The 16328-nt window shown below is 48.4% G+C and carries 14 protein-coding genes and 6 pseudogenes; 7 read left to right on the forward strand and 13 right to left on the reverse strand.

Features of this window, described 5'->3' with window-relative positions; genetic code table 11:
* The 3 genes from FN082_RS24625 to FN082_RS30370 all read right to left on the reverse strand — a co-directional run.
* Nucleotides 1-122, reverse strand: a 122-nt coding sequence (locus FN082_RS24625) for a transposase (protein WP_142981504.1), incomplete at its 3' end; no start/stop codon positions are given.
* Nucleotides 123-210: 88 nt separating this feature from the next.
* Entirely contained in the window at nt 211-501 is a 291-nt protein-coding gene (locus tag FN082_RS30030; RefSeq protein ID WP_185932157.1) for a hypothetical protein, read from the reverse strand.
* Between the two features lie 7 nt (nt 502-508).
* Entirely contained in the window at nt 509-643 is a 135-nt protein-coding gene (locus FN082_RS30370) for a hypothetical protein (RefSeq protein ID WP_268887529.1), read from the reverse strand.
* Between the two features lie 922 nt (nt 644-1565).
* On the opposite strand from FN082_RS30370, the gene FN082_RS24630 reads away from it, so the two are divergent.
* Together FN082_RS24630 and FN082_RS24635 are read left to right on the forward strand one after the other, a co-directional pair.
* Nucleotides 1566-1952, forward strand: coding sequence for a hypothetical protein (locus FN082_RS24630; protein ID WP_142982548.1), 387 nt, complete (start codon nt 1566-1568; stop codon nt 1950-1952).
* Nucleotides 1953-1958: 6 nt separating this feature from the next.
* Entirely contained in the window at nt 1959-3530 is a 1572-nt protein-coding gene (locus FN082_RS24635) for a hypothetical protein (protein WP_142982549.1), read from the forward strand.
* A gap of 418 nt (nt 3531-3948) precedes the next feature.
* Here FN082_RS24635 and FN082_RS24640 read toward each other — a convergent pair.
* Nucleotides 3949-4074: pseudogene (locus FN082_RS24640) on the reverse strand (transposase); the annotation flags it as partial.
* 398 nt (nt 4075-4472) lie between these two features.
* Between FN082_RS24640 and FN082_RS30510 the strand changes: the two are divergent.
* A pseudogene (locus FN082_RS30510) lies at nt 4473-4617 on the forward strand (IS110 family transposase); the annotation flags it as partial.
* A 286-nt stretch (nt 4618-4903) separates the two neighbouring features.
* Here FN082_RS30510 and FN082_RS30515 read toward each other — a convergent pair.
* From FN082_RS30515 to FN082_RS30275, 4 genes are all read right to left on the reverse strand, one after another.
* A complete protein-coding gene (locus tag FN082_RS30515) occupies nt 4904-5197 on the reverse strand; it encodes a DUF805 domain-containing protein (RefSeq protein WP_142982550.1) in 294 nt (97 codons plus the stop codon).
* Nucleotides 5198-5373: 176 nt separating this feature from the next.
* Nucleotides 5374-6405, reverse strand: coding sequence for an IS630 family transposase (locus FN082_RS24650; protein ID WP_142982551.1), 1032 nt, complete (start codon nt 6403-6405; stop codon nt 5374-5376).
* 170 nt (nt 6406-6575) lie between these two features.
* Nucleotides 6576-6896, reverse strand: a complete 321-nt coding sequence (locus FN082_RS30405; protein WP_328592367.1) for a transposase — start codon at nt 6894-6896, stop codon at nt 6576-6578.
* Nucleotides 6897-6954: 58 nt separating this feature from the next.
* The gene (locus FN082_RS30275; protein WP_235892151.1) at nt 6955-7371 is read right to left on the reverse strand and encodes a hypothetical protein; all 417 of its coding nucleotides are present in this window, start codon (nt 7369-7371) and stop codon (nt 6955-6957) included.
* Nucleotides 7372-7702: 331 nt separating this feature from the next.
* Between FN082_RS30275 and fdnG the strand changes: the two genes are divergently transcribed.
* The 3 genes from fdnG to fdnI are packed head-to-tail and all read left to right on the forward strand — an operon-like array spanning nt 7703 to nt 12299.
* Nucleotides 7703-10753 carry a formate dehydrogenase-N subunit alpha gene (gene fdnG / locus FN082_RS24660; protein ID WP_142982552.1) on the forward strand — a complete coding sequence of 1017 codons (3051 nt, stop codon included), beginning with the start codon at nt 7703-7705 and terminating at the stop codon, nt 10751-10753.
* A 12-nt stretch (nt 10754-10765) separates the two neighbouring features.
* Complete coding sequence (gene fdxH / locus FN082_RS24665) at nt 10766-11656, forward strand: formate dehydrogenase subunit beta (protein ID WP_142982553.1); 891 nt, start codon at nt 10766-10768, stop codon at nt 11654-11656.
* Nucleotides 11649-12299: a formate dehydrogenase-N subunit gamma gene (gene fdnI, locus FN082_RS24670; RefSeq protein ID WP_142982554.1), complete on the forward strand. Its 651-nt coding sequence runs from the start codon at nt 11649-11651 to the stop codon at nt 12297-12299. Before fdxH ends, fdnI begins: the two co-directional genes overlap by 8 nt.
* Before the next feature lie 360 nt (nt 12300-12659).
* Here fdnI and FN082_RS24680 read toward each other — a convergent pair.
* The 3 pseudogenes from FN082_RS24680 to FN082_RS24685 form a co-directional block, all read right to left on the reverse strand.
* Nucleotides 12660-13159: pseudogene (locus tag FN082_RS24680) on the reverse strand (transposase); the annotation flags it as partial.
* A pseudogene (locus FN082_RS30280) lies at nt 13160-13255 on the reverse strand (hypothetical protein); the annotation flags it as partial.
* Nucleotides 13255-13557: pseudogene (locus tag FN082_RS24685) on the reverse strand (IS110 family transposase); the annotation flags it as partial. The pseudogenes FN082_RS30280 and FN082_RS24685, both read right to left, overlap by 1 nt.
* Before the next feature lie 3 nt (nt 13558-13560).
* Between FN082_RS24685 and FN082_RS24690 the strand changes: the two are divergent.
* Nucleotides 13561-14238 (forward strand): annotated as a pseudogene (locus tag FN082_RS24690) (Rpn family recombination-promoting nuclease/putative transposase); the annotation flags it as partial.
* Nucleotides 14239-14283: 45 nt separating this feature from the next.
* Here FN082_RS24690 and FN082_RS24695 read toward each other — a convergent pair.
* Together FN082_RS24695 and FN082_RS24700 are read right to left on the reverse strand one after the other, a co-directional pair.
* Nucleotides 14284-14985 carry a fimbrial biogenesis chaperone gene (locus tag FN082_RS24695; RefSeq protein ID WP_235892152.1) on the reverse strand — a complete coding sequence of 234 codons (702 nt, stop codon included), beginning with the start codon at nt 14983-14985 and terminating at the stop codon, nt 14284-14286.
* 74 nt (nt 14986-15059) lie between these two features.
* Nucleotides 15060-16253 carry a fimbrial protein gene (locus FN082_RS24700; RefSeq protein ID WP_142982557.1) on the reverse strand — a complete coding sequence of 398 codons (1194 nt, stop codon included), beginning with the start codon at nt 16251-16253 and terminating at the stop codon, nt 15060-15062.
* Between the last annotated feature and the right edge of the window lie 75 nt (nt 16254-16328).

Below are 16328 nucleotides of genomic sequence, written 5' to 3' on the forward strand. Positions count from 1 at the left end.
CAGTTGTAATAGCTGGCTTCCGAAATAGCGGCCTCACGGCACACATCCTTGACGGTACGTCCGGCTTCGACGGACTTCAGAACGGCGATGATCTGGTGTTCAGTGAATCGGATCTTACGCATAGCGATCTCCTCAGGGGACATTATCAGTATGTCGGAAGATCTCTAAAAGTGAATGGTTCGTTTTGCCGGGATACTTACATGTGCAACCTCACAACGTGGTTGAAATTTCTGGATTAGAAACCGCCTGTAGTTTTTCAAGATTAGATAATTTTTCCGGCGCCTTACCGTTGAAAGACCGAAATTTTTCACATTCCTCCCATGAAACCGTGCTTAGCAAATTACCATCAGTGTCCTGTAATTGATGTAGAAGTATCGCGTTACTTTTGGATGGAACCTTCAATATGAAACGTGTTAGATACTTTCCCATCATCTCATCATAAGCTTCAAAAGTATAAGTTATTACTTTTTTAGTATCAGCTTGGTGGGATGAATTATCCATTTTTTCTTCATTCAAAAAAAATAGCATTAGGATATATTCTAATATTGTATTCGCCGCACATTACTTCAAGATTTTTGAGATTAGCTAAAGCCGGAGTTGCACATAGAACCAAGAGCGCAACTTTTGCTGTAAACTTAACCATTAAATATCCTTAGATTCAATCTGAGATTGTCCAAACTTAGAGATCGTTCTTACTTTAAGATCGATTGTCTATTTATTTTTAAATGTTAGTTCAAGCTTAAAACTGTGCTCGCCTGATTGAGTTATAATTTCCCTTAATTAACCAACTTTACGCATCAGATTTTATGGGATTTTAGTGCTGTTATTAAATTTTATTGACATTCTAATTCTAATCAGCCAACTCTTTCCGACCATTGCTTATGAACTTATTATTGTCATAATGGGGGAAGTATAACTAACACTAAGGTTTTAATAAAATTTGATTGCGGTAACGATAATCCCTGAGGGTCAATAGAATGAATGTGATGTCGAAAAATAAAAATAGAGGCGTGTTTTTATTAAAAACAAACTCCTTACGCACTGTACGTCCACTAAACGTTAATGCCAGTAGAATCAGTTTTTTATTTAACGTGTTTTCCATTTCATTCCTTTTAAATTAAGGAACAGATAGTATCATTGCTAACCTACGACGTCACTAGGCACTTTATCTTTTTAAGAATTTGCCATTAATCATGAATGAATCGAGCCTCAATCGTGAGTTCAAAATGGATTAATTAATGCTCATATATATCACTTTATTGGATTGGTAGGTCTTAATAATCATGTTAAAAATATATAAATTATTTGTTAGTTTGTTTTTTTGCTGGAAGGATTTCTGAAGTGCAAACCTTAAAACTTAGTTACAAAGCATCGAATAATCCTATTTATTGGGTTGTTGAGGGTGGGTTTCAACAAAATCATTATAGTAACAATATGAATTAAAAGATAATTTTATTTTTTTTGATGAACGTTGCGTTTACAGTCCAGCATTGTTAACAGGAGAGGTTGTCTTTATAGTATTAATCTATTTTCTTTGAGGTTTTACTTGATTTGAGGTGAGTAGATTGAAAATCATGCCTGTCATTTTTATTGTTTTAATGATGTTTGTCATGCAAGGATGTTCTAAGCAAATGAAAAAAAAAACCACAGTGAGTGATATTCAACCCCCAAAAATGTTGAAATTCCAACGATGCCTCACTGATGCAAAAACTCTATCTCAGTTGGATGTAAAGTACGAAAAAAATACTAGAGAGTTATATGCGCTTGTTAATAACGCGAAATTTTATGCGTCTGTAGCAGATGATTCGTCAGCTAATGTTACTTCTACTATCACACCTTTCTTTGATTTTAAATTGAATGAGATATGCAATGGCATATCTACATTGTTGATAGAAGAGTTCCAGCGCAATATTATTAAAATACCTGAAAACAATAAATCAAAAGGTGTATAGTAACATATGTTAAAAAGTAAGAGTTTAAATCTAAGCTTACTGCTTTTCATCATTGCATTAAATGCCAGTGCAGCGTCAGAAGAAAATGAATTTATCAATGCGATGAAAAATATTAACCTGCAAGGCTTAGATTCAAACAAGTTTCATGCGGAAACTAAAGCCAGTTTAAATAATTCAGAAGAAAATAATATAGAGTTTAAAGCTAAACTGGAGAAAAAAAATGAAAACCTTCAGTTAAAGTATGAAAAACTTCTAGGCGCATACAATGAGATAAAGTTAAAAGATAAGCCTACAAACCCGACTAATCTCAATAACACTATAGCAGCCCTTACTGCCGAAAAGGAAAAACTCATATTAGAAAATTCTTTGCTTAACAAACGACTAAATGAGGCAAATTCTGTACAATCTGTCCTGCGCAAAGAAGGTGAACAGTCGGCCACCAAGCAGCAGAACGACCTGGCCACACTCAGCCAGCAGAATACCCGTCTGACTGCCGAAGCCGATGCGGCACGTAAGCAGCTTGCTGAAGCCACCTCCGCGCTGGCCGCGCTGCGCAAAGAAGGTGAACAGTCGGCCACCAAGCAGCAGAACGACCTGGCCACGCTCAGCCAGCAGAATACCCGTCTGACTGCCGAAGCCGATGCGGCACGTAAGCAGCTTGCTGAAGCCACCTCCGCGCTGGCCGCGCTGCGCAAAGAAGGTGAACAGTCGGCCACCAAGCAGCAGAACGACCTGGCCACGCTCAGCCAGCAGAATACCCGTCTGACTGCCGAAGCCGATGCGGCACGTAAGCAGCTTGCTGAAGCCACCTCCGCGCTGGCCGCGCTGCGCAAAGAAGGTGAACAGTCGGCCACCAAGCAGCAGAACGACCTGGCCACGCTCAGCCAGCAGAATACCCGTCTGACTGCCGAAGCCGATGCGGCACGTAAGCAGCTTGCTGAAGCCACCTCCGCGCTGACGGCTCTGCGTAAACAAGATGAATTAACAGAAAATGCAAAAAATGAAGAATTAAAAACAATCAAAGGAAGGAAATCATATTCTTTAGGGGTTTTCTATTATGACATGATAAATAAAGAGTTTGAAAAAATTAAAAAAAGCAATATTGATCTTACTCCTTCTATGATGATCTCAGGTGTTAATGATGCATATTATAATTCTTTGAGAATGAAAAAAGATAAAATCATGGAAAATGTCCTAGAAGTTGATAGAGTTGTACAAAGTGTTAATAGCGAGTATGCAAAGAAAATATTAAAATATATAAAGAAAAAACCATATGAAGTTCTGTCAAATGGATCTTTTCTCGTTACTGAAAAATCAACATCGGATAAGTATGTTAAGGACAGTGTGATTACGTTCGATATGATAGAGAAAAAAATGGATGGCAAACCCATTCTTAATACAATGAATACGAAAATCAAGCTAGAACAAGTGAAAGACCCTCTGCTCGAAAAAATAATTTCAAAAGGCGGTCGCGGAGGAATAGTCAGCTTGTATGGAAAAGCTGGAGTGCTATATAAAAACATTCCGGATGGAGTTGAACCTGAAAGCTTAATATCAATAACTTTTAAACTAAAATAGCCAAAGAAGAAATGAGTATTCGATGAGTTTGTTGCTCTGAGTGATATTTTATCTTTTGGTCCGAAAACCCGACTCTGAAAGCAAAGAGGTGTTCATGAACATCGAACTAAGCTGGCTCTCGATAGTCTTCAACTGCAACTTGATACTTTTGGAGTCTTCTATGAACATTGCCCAATAACTTACAATCGCGTATCTACTCTGATTCAGATAGGAATATTGATACAATCAGTTCCGCTGTTTCTAACAGCGGAACTGATTAAGCTTGTAAGGTAAGAATTGTGGCGCGATAGAGTCGAACTACGTGGGAGTTTACGCGAGTGTCAGGCTTGGTGCAGGAAGATTGGGTCAATTATCTCTGAGTATCAAAAGAAAATACCATGAGTTAATATAAATAGACCTGTTTTAGTTCTATGAATTTTTTGAAACTGTAGTGGGTGGCTTCAGAAATAGCGGCCTCCCGGCAGACATCTTTAACGGTACGTCCGGCTTCAACCAACTTAATTACAGTGATGATTTGATGCTTAGTAAAACGGGATTTACGCATAGCGATCTCCTTCGTTGGCAGAAATCAAGGGGATGTTGCCATGAAACGAAGAACGTGTATTTACCACACGTCATTTCTTTTTTGACTCACCACAATGGCCGCTTCCTTGGATTATGCCTATCCCATCGCGTTTATCCACGGCGATAGCTCGGATGATTTCTAATCTGGTCATATTGAACCTTCAGGCTGGTAAATAATTACCAGTTAAGGCCGTTCAAGACGTGAACCAATTCCCGTCACGATTCTTTACGTTCCCATCGAAAAATCGTTATAGCCTACCCAAACACAAAGGATACTCTTTCGTTAATTCAGCGCTCAGGCAGAAATAGATTACTTCATGTCTCGTAATATTTTTCGTGCAGATTATGCATCCACTCACAGTCCGTCACGTTTACGTTCATATTCGGGAAAATGGAGATAAGCCAGATCAGAAAAGAATAGCCATGACGGCTGTGGCAATAAAAAGTCGCCAGAGTGGAACATGCAATTGTAAAGCAGAGTATTGATTACAAAGGATATTATGAAGTAAGTCATGGGACGTGATTCAACGGGCCGTAAGGTGCATCGCGACCACTAGATAATGCTCAACGTGGACTGACCCCGCGACAGTAGACATTTCCTGTCCTCACGACGTGGCCTGTTCGAAGGCCTCCGGACTGACGCCGCCGAGATGACTGTGGCACGCAGTTAGAGGCAAAAAATGACTAAATTGCGACTGTTTATGTAAATAATCTTGTGTGGAAAGAGCAATAACTATCGTTTTTACTTGCCTTGATGGCTCCGATACTATTCAGATACAACAGAACTTTTAGTAAGATAGATAATAAAATCACTCCCATGGGGACAGCTTATTAGTTTTTTTATCTACATCGAATCGATTAACACCCGAAGTACCCTTGGTAAAAATTAGATAAAGATCAACGGCATACACTATCAATATTCCGACAATGCATAGCATTATCAATCCGGCGATGTTATTAACAGATTCGATTTGCTTTACAATTATTCCGGTTGTTACATTGCCATAAATTAAACAACCGAAGTACCACCATCCTGATAAGTTTAAATCATGTAGTCGTCTAACTTTAACAGCTATAGCTGGAATTACAGTAAAAAAAAACATACACTGCAAATATTGTTGTAATTATGGGGGGGAATCCAAGCTCAAAAACTAAGGCAACAAGTATTGCACCGATAACCTGAGTTATAACGAAGAACACTCCAAACTCTTTTCGCCCTGAACGCCCGCTAAATTTAAAGTATTTACGATAGCCCCCTAAATAGCTGCGCCAAATACCGCTACACTTTTCCCAGCCCATGTTGACCTCCGGGGAAGGGGCTTACGGTTTCCATAAAATGACGAACCTTTTTCAGCAGTTGCCACATTGAGCGGCACTGATGATTACGCGTTATCCTATCTTGAAGCGCCTGCCATAGCCGCTCAACGTGATTCACCCATGGCGAGTAAACCGGCTGATAAATCACCCTGAACTTCGGATTTTCTTTCAGCCAGCGCTGTGTTTCCTGACTTTTATGAATAATGTAGTTGTCCACGATGAGTGTGACAGTTTTCGCCCGTTTGTACGTCGATTTCAGGCGCTTCAACAGACTAATAAATAAGTCGGAACTTTTGCTGCTGCCCCCAACGTAGCTGACTTTGCCCGTTCCGCTGTGCAGCGCACCGGCCAGATAATATTTTTCATTTTGACCCGGCGTAACGATACGTTTTTGCTGCCCACGAACCTGCCAGTCCGCACCGATTTTAGGATTGAGATGGATATCGACTTCGTCTTCATAAAATACCGGGTGCTCTATGCTGCACTCATTCAGCGCTTTGCGGATGGCTGCCATCTTTTCATCTTTATACGGGTCACGGATACGCAGGGTCGGTGCAGTCCTGCGCCAGACCAGCCCCGCTAATGGCAACCAGCGGCGAACAGTGCCGGCATGTAGCGTGCATCCGGTTATGTCTTTGATTTTAACTGCCAACAGCTCTGTGCTCCAGCGAGAACGCTGATAACCAAAATCGACGGGTGAATGCTTTATCAGTTCACGTAACAACGTGCAGATATGCTCAAAGGGCCAGCGCCGGGAACGGCCTGCGGGTAACGATTTCAGGCCTTCAACACCCGAGAGAGTGAACCAGTTAATCCAGCGTCCAACAGATGAACGGGCGCAGCAGAGCGTTCTGGCAACGTCACTGACGCGCTCGCCCCGATGCAACATCAGCATGGCGGTCAGCCTGCGGGCATGATTTTTATCACGCGTTTTATGAATAGTTTTCTGCATCAGGCGTCGTTCGGTACGTGGTATAGGTGCTATGATCGGCATCGCTCAGTCCGGTTAGTGATTTGTTTCTTTTTGGCGATTGATCAGATCGCACAATCCGGGCTGAGTTCCCTCAAAGTGATCTACTATTCCGCGCAGCTATTTAGACGGCAATGTCCTGCCGCGAGAATATTCTTTGCGGCGTTTACGTCGCGGTCATGAGTTGTTCCGCACTAACAACAAGTCCATTCTCTTATTCGCAGGTCTGCTCTACCTTTCGGACTGTTATCGGATATTGATCCGCAACACGAACACGCCTGGGTGGAATACCTTTCGTTGACCACTTCAAACACCACTGACCGCGCAATCACTTTATATTCCAGTTGTGTTTTGAGCATCGCCCAGCCAGCGTCTAACTCGCTTTTAGCCATTTTTGTTTTGGCTAATTTGCTGCTGCTCACGTCACCCACGTATATTGCCGCATGGCTGTTTACCAGTGCCGTGCTGTATTTATGCAGGACATCTTTGCGGCGGTTCTTAATTTTGGCGTGGATGGCGCGTACACGGTTTTTTTTGCTTGCACGCTGCGCCTTACCTCATGCTGGCTCCAGATCACGATAGAAACGTCCTGCAACCAGCTTTTCTGGCGTAGTCCTTCAACCCCAGATCAACTCCCACGGCAGTTGTGCCAGCGGTCGGGACGGTTTCGACCTCTACGCAGATATTGAAGTACCAACGGCCCCTACTATCTTCGGAAAAGCTGCCTGCGCGGAATTTAAAGCCCGCCAGGCCGTAGCTATCCCAGACCTTAAAGTAGTGCCCGGCAAACTTAACGCAGCCGTTCTGCCATTGTGCAGCCCGCGATTTAAACGGCACCCAGCCCAGCGAGCGGCGAACACCACCACTGACGCGCCAGCGCAACCGGGAACGCTTGAACTGTTTCCGTGCATTGCCGTGGTCGGCGATCACTTCCTGCACCGTGGCACTACCGATGCAATAGCTGCGCTTTTTCTGAATACCTGCAGTCATCTTTCTGAACATCCAAGGCAGATACTCACCTGAACTGCGTGAACGAGCCATCAGAATGGTTCTGGGGCACTGCTGTGAATACAAATCCGAACGGGAAACTCTTCTCTCCATTGCCCCCGAAATTGGCTGTACTTACGATACCCTAAATCAGTAAGAGGCTCCTTCGCCTGCAATTAAACTGTTCGTCTCAATTACGATCAATTTATCTGATGTCAGCAATATTCTCATTATTGAGCTCTATCAATAACCATATAAGAGTAATGGTTTCCCGCCGGAAATAACCTTATAATCGCCATACCTTTTCATGTCTTAAGTTTAAGCTGGAGGATACATGGAGCTCAGCCGGAGGCAGTTCTTTCGAATCTGCGCGGGCGGTATGGCAGGAACCACTGTTGCATCTCTCGGATTTTTATCATCTTTTTCCGTTCATGCGGAAACCCGTCAATACAAACTGTTAAAAGCAAAAGAGACGCGTAATAACTGTACCTACTGCTCTGTAGGCTGTGGCATGCTGATGTACAGCCTTGGCGATAACGCCAAAAACGTCAAAGAAAGTATTTATCATATTGAAGGCGATCCGGATCATCCGGTGAGTCGCGGTTCACTGTGCCCGAAAGGTGCTGGCGTACTGGATTATATTCACAGCGAAAACCGTCTGCAGTATCCCGAATACCGTGCGCCGGGTTCGGATAAATGGCAGCGTATTAGCTGGAACGAGGCGATTAATCGGATTGCACGGTTAATGAAAGATGACCGCGACGCGAACTTTATTGAGAAGAACGCCGAAGGGGTGACCGTCAACCGCTGGACCACGACCGGCATGCTCTGTTCCTCTGCCGCCAGTAATGAAACCGGGATTCTTGACGGTAAATTTACCCGCAGCCTGGGGATGGTGGCCATCGACTGCCAGGCGCGGCTGTGCCACGGGCCGACCGTTTCGGCGCTGGCACCAACCTTCGGCCGCGGCGCAATGACCAACAACTGGGTGGATATCAAAAACGCCAACGTTGTGCTGATCATGGGAGGCAACGCGGCGGAAGCACATCCGGTGGGCTTCAAGTGGGTGATTGAAGCACAAACCAAAAATGACGCCACCGTGGTGGTGGTTGACCCACGTTTTAACCGCAGCGCCGCGGTGGCTGATCTCTATGCACCAATCCGCGCAGGCTCCGACACCGCATTCCTGCTCGGTGTGATTCGCTACTTGTTGGAAAATGACTGTGTGCAGCACGAATATGTGCGCCACTACACCAATGCCAGCCTGATTATTCGCGATGACTATCAGTTTAACGACGGCCTGTTCAGCGGCTACGACGCGAAAAAACACCAGTATGATAAATCAAGCTGGTACTATCAGCTGGATGAACAGGGCAACGCGCTGCGTGATGAAACCTTAAGTCACCCGCGATGCGTGTGGAATCTGTTAAAAACCCACGTCGAACGCTACACGCCGGAAATGGTTAACCGCCTGTGCGGCACCTCGGTGGCAGATTTCAAACGCATCTGCGACATCCTCGCCAGCACCTGTGTGCCTGACCGCACCGCGACCATTCTCTATGCGCTGGGCTGGACGCACCACTCCGCCGGGGCACAGATTATCCGCGCCGCCGCGATGCTCCAGCTGCTGTTGGGCAATATCGGTATGGCGGGCGGCGGCGTGAATGCGCTGCGTGGCCACTCGAATATTCAGGGCTATACCGACCTTGGCTTGCTATCGACCAATCTCCCCGGCTATATGCCGCTGCCTTCTGAAAAACAGCCTGACTACCAGACCTATATCTCCCAAATCACCCCGCCATCGCTTGGCGTAAACGAAGTGAACTACTGGCAAAATACGCCAAAATTCTTCGTCAGCATGATGAAAAGTTTCTGGGGTGACCACGCCACAGCGGAAAATCATTGGGGCTACGACTGGCTGCCGAAATGGGACCGTCTGTACGATGTGATGACCCAGGCCGAGCTGATGCTGGAAGGAAAAATTAACGGTTACATCGTGCAGGGCTTCAACCCGCTGGCGGCGTTCCCGGATAAAAACAAATCCTCGCGCGCGCTGGCAAAACTGAAGTACATGGTGGTCATCGACCCACTGGCGACCGAATCTTCAAACTTCTGGCAGCATCATGGCGAAATGAACGACGTGAAACCGGAAGATATCCAGACTGAAATCTTCCGCCTGCCGTCATCCTGCTTTGCTGAAGAAGATGGTTCAATTGCCAACTCCGGGCGCTGGTTGCAGTGGCACTGGGCTGCCGCCGAACCGCCGGGAGAAGCGCTGCACGATGCCAAAATTCTTGGCCGCCTGTACATGCGCCTGCGTGAACTGTATCAGCAGGAGGGCGGAGCTAACCCCGAACCGCTGCTGAACATGAGCTGGGACTATAAAGATCCGTACGCTCCGCAGCCTGAAGAAGTTGCCTGCGAGGCGAACGGAATGGCTCTGGCGGATCTTTATGATAATAAAGGGCAACTTATCGCCAAAAAAGGTCAGCAGCTCAGCAGCTTTGCCGAACTTCGTGATGACGGTTCGACCAGCAGTTTCTGCTGGGTGTACTGCGGTAGCTGGACGGAGCAGGGCAACCAGATGGCCAATCGCGATAATAGCGATCCGTATGGCCTTGGCTGTACGCCAGGCTGGGCGTGGTCCTGGCCGGCAAACCGCCGCATTCTCTATAACCGCGCGTCCGCTGACCCGGCGGGAAAACCGTGGGATGCTAAGCGCGCGTTGCTGCACTGGAACGGTCAGAAATGGGGGGGCATGGATGTCGCCGACTACGGTCAGGCTGCGCCGGGCAGTAACATCGGGCCATTCATCATGAACCAGGAAGGGGTGGCGCGGCTGTTCTCCATCGACAAAATGAACGACGGGCCGTTCCCGGAACATTACGAACCGATTGAATCGCCGATCGGCACCAATCCGCTGCATCCGGCAGTTGTCTCCAGCCCGGTTGCCCGTATTTACCATGACGATATCGCCAACATGGGCAAAGCGGATGATTTCCCCTACGTCGCGACGACCTACTCGATTACCGAACTGTTCCGCCACTGGACCAAACATGCGTTGCTGAATGCGATTGCGCAGCCTGACCAGTTCATCGAAATCGGCGAAGCGCTGGCGAGCAAAAAAGGGATTGCGGCAGGCGATACGGTGAAAGTGATGTCGAAGCGCGGCTTTATCAAAGCCAAAGCGGTGGTCACCAAACGCCTGCAAACACTGACCATTGACGGTAAGCAGGTTGATACCATAGGCATCCCTTGTCACTGGGGCTTTGAAGGGGCAACGCGCAAGGGTTTTCTTGCCAACACGCTGACGCCGTCGGTCGGCGATGCCAACTCACAAACGCCGGAATACAAAGCATTTCTGGTTAATGTTGAGCGGGCATAAGGGAGAGAACTCATGGCTATGCAATCACAAGATATTATCAAGCGTTCGGCGACCAACGGCATGACGCCGCCGCCGCAGGCGCGCGACTACCGTGCCGAAGTGGCAAAACTTATCGACGTGACCACCTGCATCGGTTGTAAGGGCTGTCAGGTGGCCTGTTCCGAGTGGAACGATATTCGCGATGAGGTGGGCTACTGCCACGGCGTGTACGATAACCCCACAGATCTCAGCGCCAAAGCCTGGACGGTGATGCGTTTTAGTGAAATCATCCAGAATGACAAGCTGGAATGGTTGATTCGCAAAGACGGTTGTATGCACTGCGCTGACCCGGGCTGCCTGAAAGCCTGCCCGTCCGCCGGGGCGATTATCCAATACGCCAACGGAATCGTGGATTTCCAGTCCGAACACTGCATTGGCTGCGGCTACTGCATTGCCGGCTGCCCATTCAACATTCCGCGCCTCAATCCTGAAGACAATCGCGTCTACAAATGCACGCTGTGCGTCGATCGCGTTAGCGTCGGCCAGGAACCGGCCTGCGTGAAAACCTGCCCGACCGGGGCCATCCAGTTTGGCACTAAAAAGGAGATGCTCAACGTCGCCGAAAACCGCGTTATGCAGTTGAAAAAAAACGGCTATGCTAACGCGGGAGTTTACAACCCTGAAGGCGTCGGCGGGACGCACGTGATGTACGTGCTGCGCCACGCGGACCAGCCTTCGCTGTACCACAATTTACCGGACGATCCGAAAATCGCCGCGCCGGTAAATCTGTGGAAAGGCATTCTCAAGCCGCTCTCCGCGGCCGGATTTATCGTCACCTTTGCCGGGCTGATTTACCACTACGTGGGCGTGGGGCCAAACAAAGAGACGGATGATGATGACGAAGAGGAAAACGGTCATGAGTAAGAGCAAGATGATTTTACGCACCAAATTTATCGACCGAGCCTGCCACTGGACTGTGGTGATCAGCTTTTTCCTGGTGTCGCTTTCGGGGATTGCGCTGTTCTTCCCGACGCTGCAATGGCTGACCGAAACCTTCGGCACGCCGCAGATGGGGCGGATTTTACATCCGTTTTTCGGGGTGATGATTTTCGTCGTGTTGATGCTTATGTTCGTCCGTTTCGTGCACCACAATATTCCCGATAAACAAGACCTCCCCTGGATCAAAGGGATTGTTGAAGTGCTGAAGGGCAACGAGCATAAAGTGGCGGATGTTGGCAAATATAATGCCGGTCAGAAAATGATGTTTTGGAGCATCATGAGCCTGATCTTTGTTCTGCTGGCCACCGGCATCATTATCTGGCGGCCATACTTTGCCCACTATTTCCCGATTGTGGTGGTTCGTTGGAGTTTATTGGTTCATGCGACGGCAGCGATCGTGCTGGTCCACGCCATTCTGATTCATATTTATATGGCGTTCTGGGTGAAAGGATCGATTAGCGGAATGATTGAAGGTAAGGTCAGCCGCCGCTGGGCGAAGAAACATCATCCGCGCTGGTACCGTGAATTTGAAGCCGCTGAGCAGCAGGAGAACGAAAAGGCGTCGTAACGAGTAATAAATATCCTCCGGCATAGCCGGAGGTTTTTCTGATGCGCCCATAAAGGGTCAGTTTGGATATCGAATCTATGGTCACTCCCGTTTTTGCAACACTGATTTTCGACGATATCATTGGCTTGCTTAAATCTATCCGGCGTCTGAATCACGCCACGATGAGTTCCGCGCCTGATGAACCTCAGAAAAATTATACGGCTTCAGATGAGCCATTCCGATATACAGGTTCTTCAACAGGCCGGTCGGCCGTTTGTATCATCAATGATCAGTATTCGCAAAACCAGATAAGTGATTGTTTAAACAATTTATTGTTGTAGAGACTTACGACGCAAACGTCTGTTGTCGCATCGTAAGCGCCTAGGCTATCCTGGCCAGCTTGTTTGCCAGTGCGCAGGTCACAACAAAGTTGCTTTTTCTGCACAGTAATCCCCTGACCCAGTCCGCCAGTTTGCCTTTCTGGTGTTCCAGTTTTTGTATGAAAACTCTCGCGCACTGGACCAGCAATGTTCGGATCTTTTTGTTGCCTCGTTTGCTGCTCCCCAACAGCGTTGTTCGACCACCGGTGCTGTACTGACGTGGAACCAATCCCGTTGCCGCTGCGAAATCACGGCGGCGCAGTGTTTCCCATCGCCAAACTCAGTGGAAATAGTACTGGCCGTCAGCGTTCCCACACAGGGAATGGTTAGTAAACGTTGTCCAACTTCATCCTCGTTTAACTTTTTCTTTAGCTGAGCTTCCAGATCCTTTATTTTCTCAAGAAGATAATGGTAATGTTGCTGTAGTTTCTGCAATAACTTACTGAGATACAGAGGTAAATTATTATTTTCAAGGATGGTGCTCAGTCGGCTGATAATAGTCGGTTTGCGGGTACGGGTCTGCCGCAGCGGGCGCTGCACGGCCGGGTCATCCACCCGACCGGTAAGGGTATCGCTTTCTTTCTGTAACTGGTTGAGGCATCTTCAATCAGCTCCGGTAGCTGTTGCTGGAGACGCAGGATCCCGACAGGAATAGTGAAACCATATTCAGCGAGCAGAGAACGAAGCTGGTTGGCCAGCGCCGTTCTCTGCTCAACCATCAGTTGACGTGTATTCCGAAGCGCCTTGATATCCTGCTGTTCTGTGGTTTTTACAGAAACAAAGTGAATACCTGGGCGAAATGCTGTCTCACAAATTGCCAACGCATCATTGGCATCATTTTTCTGGCTACGGACAAAAGCTTTTACGTGTTGTGCGGGGATGAGTCTGACGCAATAGCCCATAATAAGCATATGGCTTTTCGCCTGATACGCTATGCCGTGGTCGCCATGCAGCGCCATCTTGAAGCCGGGCATAAAAAACTGCCCCTGGTGATACCGGTCCTGTTCTATACCGGTAAGCGCAGCCCCTATCCCTACTCCACCCGCTGGCTGGATGAATTCGACGACCCCTGTCTGGCTGGCACACTCTACAGCAGCGCCTTTCCGCTGGTTGATGTGACCGTCATTCCGGATGATGATATCGCCGGTCATCGCAGTATGGCCGCCCTCACCTTGCTGCAGAAACACATCCATCAGCGGGATCTGGCAGAGCTGGTTGACCGGCTGGCGCCCATTCTGCTGGCCGGATATCTGTCTTCATCCCAGGTGATTTCGCTGGTACACTATATCGTGCAGGCAGGCGAAACAGCGGACGCCGAAGCCTTTGTACGCGAACTGGCACTGCGTGTGCCGCAACACGGGGACGCACTTATGACCATCGCACAGCAGCTTGAACAGAAGGGCATCGAGAAGGGGATTCAGCTCGGTAAACAGCGTGGAATTGAAAAAGGTCGCTCAGAGGGTGAACGGCAGGCTACTTTGAAAATTGCCCGGACTATGCTGCAGAACGGTATTGACCGCAGTACCGTCATGAAAATGACCGGCCTGAGCGAAGAAGACCTGGCGCAGATACGCCACTGACGGGCTGTCTTTCCAGGCAGAGCATGAAACGCTCTGCCTGGTGTATCAACTGACCGGCTGAGAGACCTGCTTAATCCCGCCGTAGTCATCAATATAGGAAGGGTAAATTACCGACAGTTTTTTCTTCCCCGGGAAAAATATCCGGCCCCGGGGCTCAATCATTCCGCCCTTCGCGACCACCACCTTTCCTTCCTTATCCCCGGTCACGTTCGCCATCGAGACGAAATACGGTGTGGGATTGGTTCCCTCGATGCCGCCCGGGACTTTTTTCCAGGTGACTGACTGCCCGGCTTCATTTGCACTCCCCGGTAATCCTGCGGGGCGGTAGAAGATTTTCAGCCGCGAGCGAAAAGCCATCTTCAGTTTATTCTGTTTCTCCTGACTGGTTGCGGGGATTTCCAGGACATTCAGCCAGAACAGGGATTCCTTATCTGCGGGTAAGGTTGCCCCGGTGTAAATCAGGCGCAGCATCTGACCTTTACCCTTATTGATTCGGCTGACCGGCGGGGTGAGGGTAAAAGGGACGCTGGCTGTTTCGGGAGAGGCGTTTGCGTCACCTTCATCTATCCAGCTCTGCACCAGAACTGGCCTTTCGCCGTCATTATCAATTTTAACGGTCACCTCCTGCTCTCCGGCAGGGTAAATGACACGCGTTCCGGTAATCACAATCCCCGCCTGCGCGGGCACGGCAGAAAACAAAGACAGCGCCAGCATCGCCGCAGCATGAAAGAACGTTCTGTTGTGCATAATCAAATCCGTATCATCCGGAAAAAACGGCCACGCTGCACGTCGGTATCACCGTGCAGCGGCTAAATCATGGCTCACTGGTAAACGATAGTGAAGACAACCGCGCCATTGGCAATCCCGGCGGTCACATTTGATTCTGTCTGGACATATCTCGCCTTCAGGGGAATAACGTAAGTGGCATTGTCATCAGTGGTCAGGTTATCCAGCTCAAATCCGCCTGTGCCGTCCAGAGGAATGTTCCCGGAGACGTCCCGCCGGGACAGTTCAATCCCGACCCCGGTGGCGGCGTCATCGCTGCTGTCCAGGCTGGCTATCGCAGGATTACCGTCGACTACTCCATTGACGCTGTTGAAAGAGAGCGCCACGCTGTTCGCTGAGCTGGAGTCTGTCAGGTTTCCAGTACTCGCTGACAGCCTGTAATTACCGTAACCATAGAAGGGCGGGCAGTCCTTCAGGGTGATATCAAAATCCTGCCAGTCTGATGTTGCTCCTGCCCCGTCAAAGCTACTGATGTCATGTCTACCCAGATAGACGTCAATATTTGAGCTGGCGAGCTGGCATGTTTTCGTGTACATCGTCGTGGCCCCGGTGAAATTAACAATGAAAAAGACATTAGAAAATGAATCCGGGCCTGTTGCATCTACCGAAAACTGAAAGACAGGAAATGATGACCCCAGCACCTGATGGGTGCCTGAGGCAATCGGGCCCGTTTTTACCAGCTCAACGGTTACGCCATTAAATATAGCGTTGCTGAGGCCCACAATGCCCAAACTGCCTGCAGTAACTGAGGTGCTGACTGACCTGCTCGCAGGGAACTGCGACCACTGTGTCGCAGTGTATGCGCTGAAGTAAAAAATGGCGCCAATCCCTTCCACATTTGTTGGAAATATATCCTTTCCACCTGATGTAATGGCAGCGCCTGAAGGCGTTGTCACGACCTCAGCTTTAGTCAGTATCGTCATTATAAAATCCACGTCTGTTACTTCGTTCTCGCCGCCACCACAACTATACTTCGTGGTTTTATTTGACATCCCGCTATACTGGCCCTTATACAGAACCGTTCCGACAGGAGCATCCTCACCTGCGGTGGATAATCCCGGACCAACGACAGGGATAGAGACGGTCTCAGTAAAAATAGGAGCCAGCTCGCAGGTCGGAGTCACCGCCTGAACCTGAGCGGCCAGCAGTCCCGCCAGTGCCGCAAGCAGGCTCAGCCCCCCCTTCATCCGCCGCCCGCTCCGCTCCGCCATGCGCATTATCTGTTTCATTGTTCAACCTCTGTCTCTGTTTAAAACCCGTGGACGGAACGTGCTTTCCGCTCACGGGACAACGACTTCTGTTTC

It is taken from the genome of Klebsiella spallanzanii (assembly GCF_902158555.1).
Taxonomy (GTDB): domain Bacteria; phylum Pseudomonadota; class Gammaproteobacteria; order Enterobacterales; family Enterobacteriaceae; genus Klebsiella; species Klebsiella spallanzanii.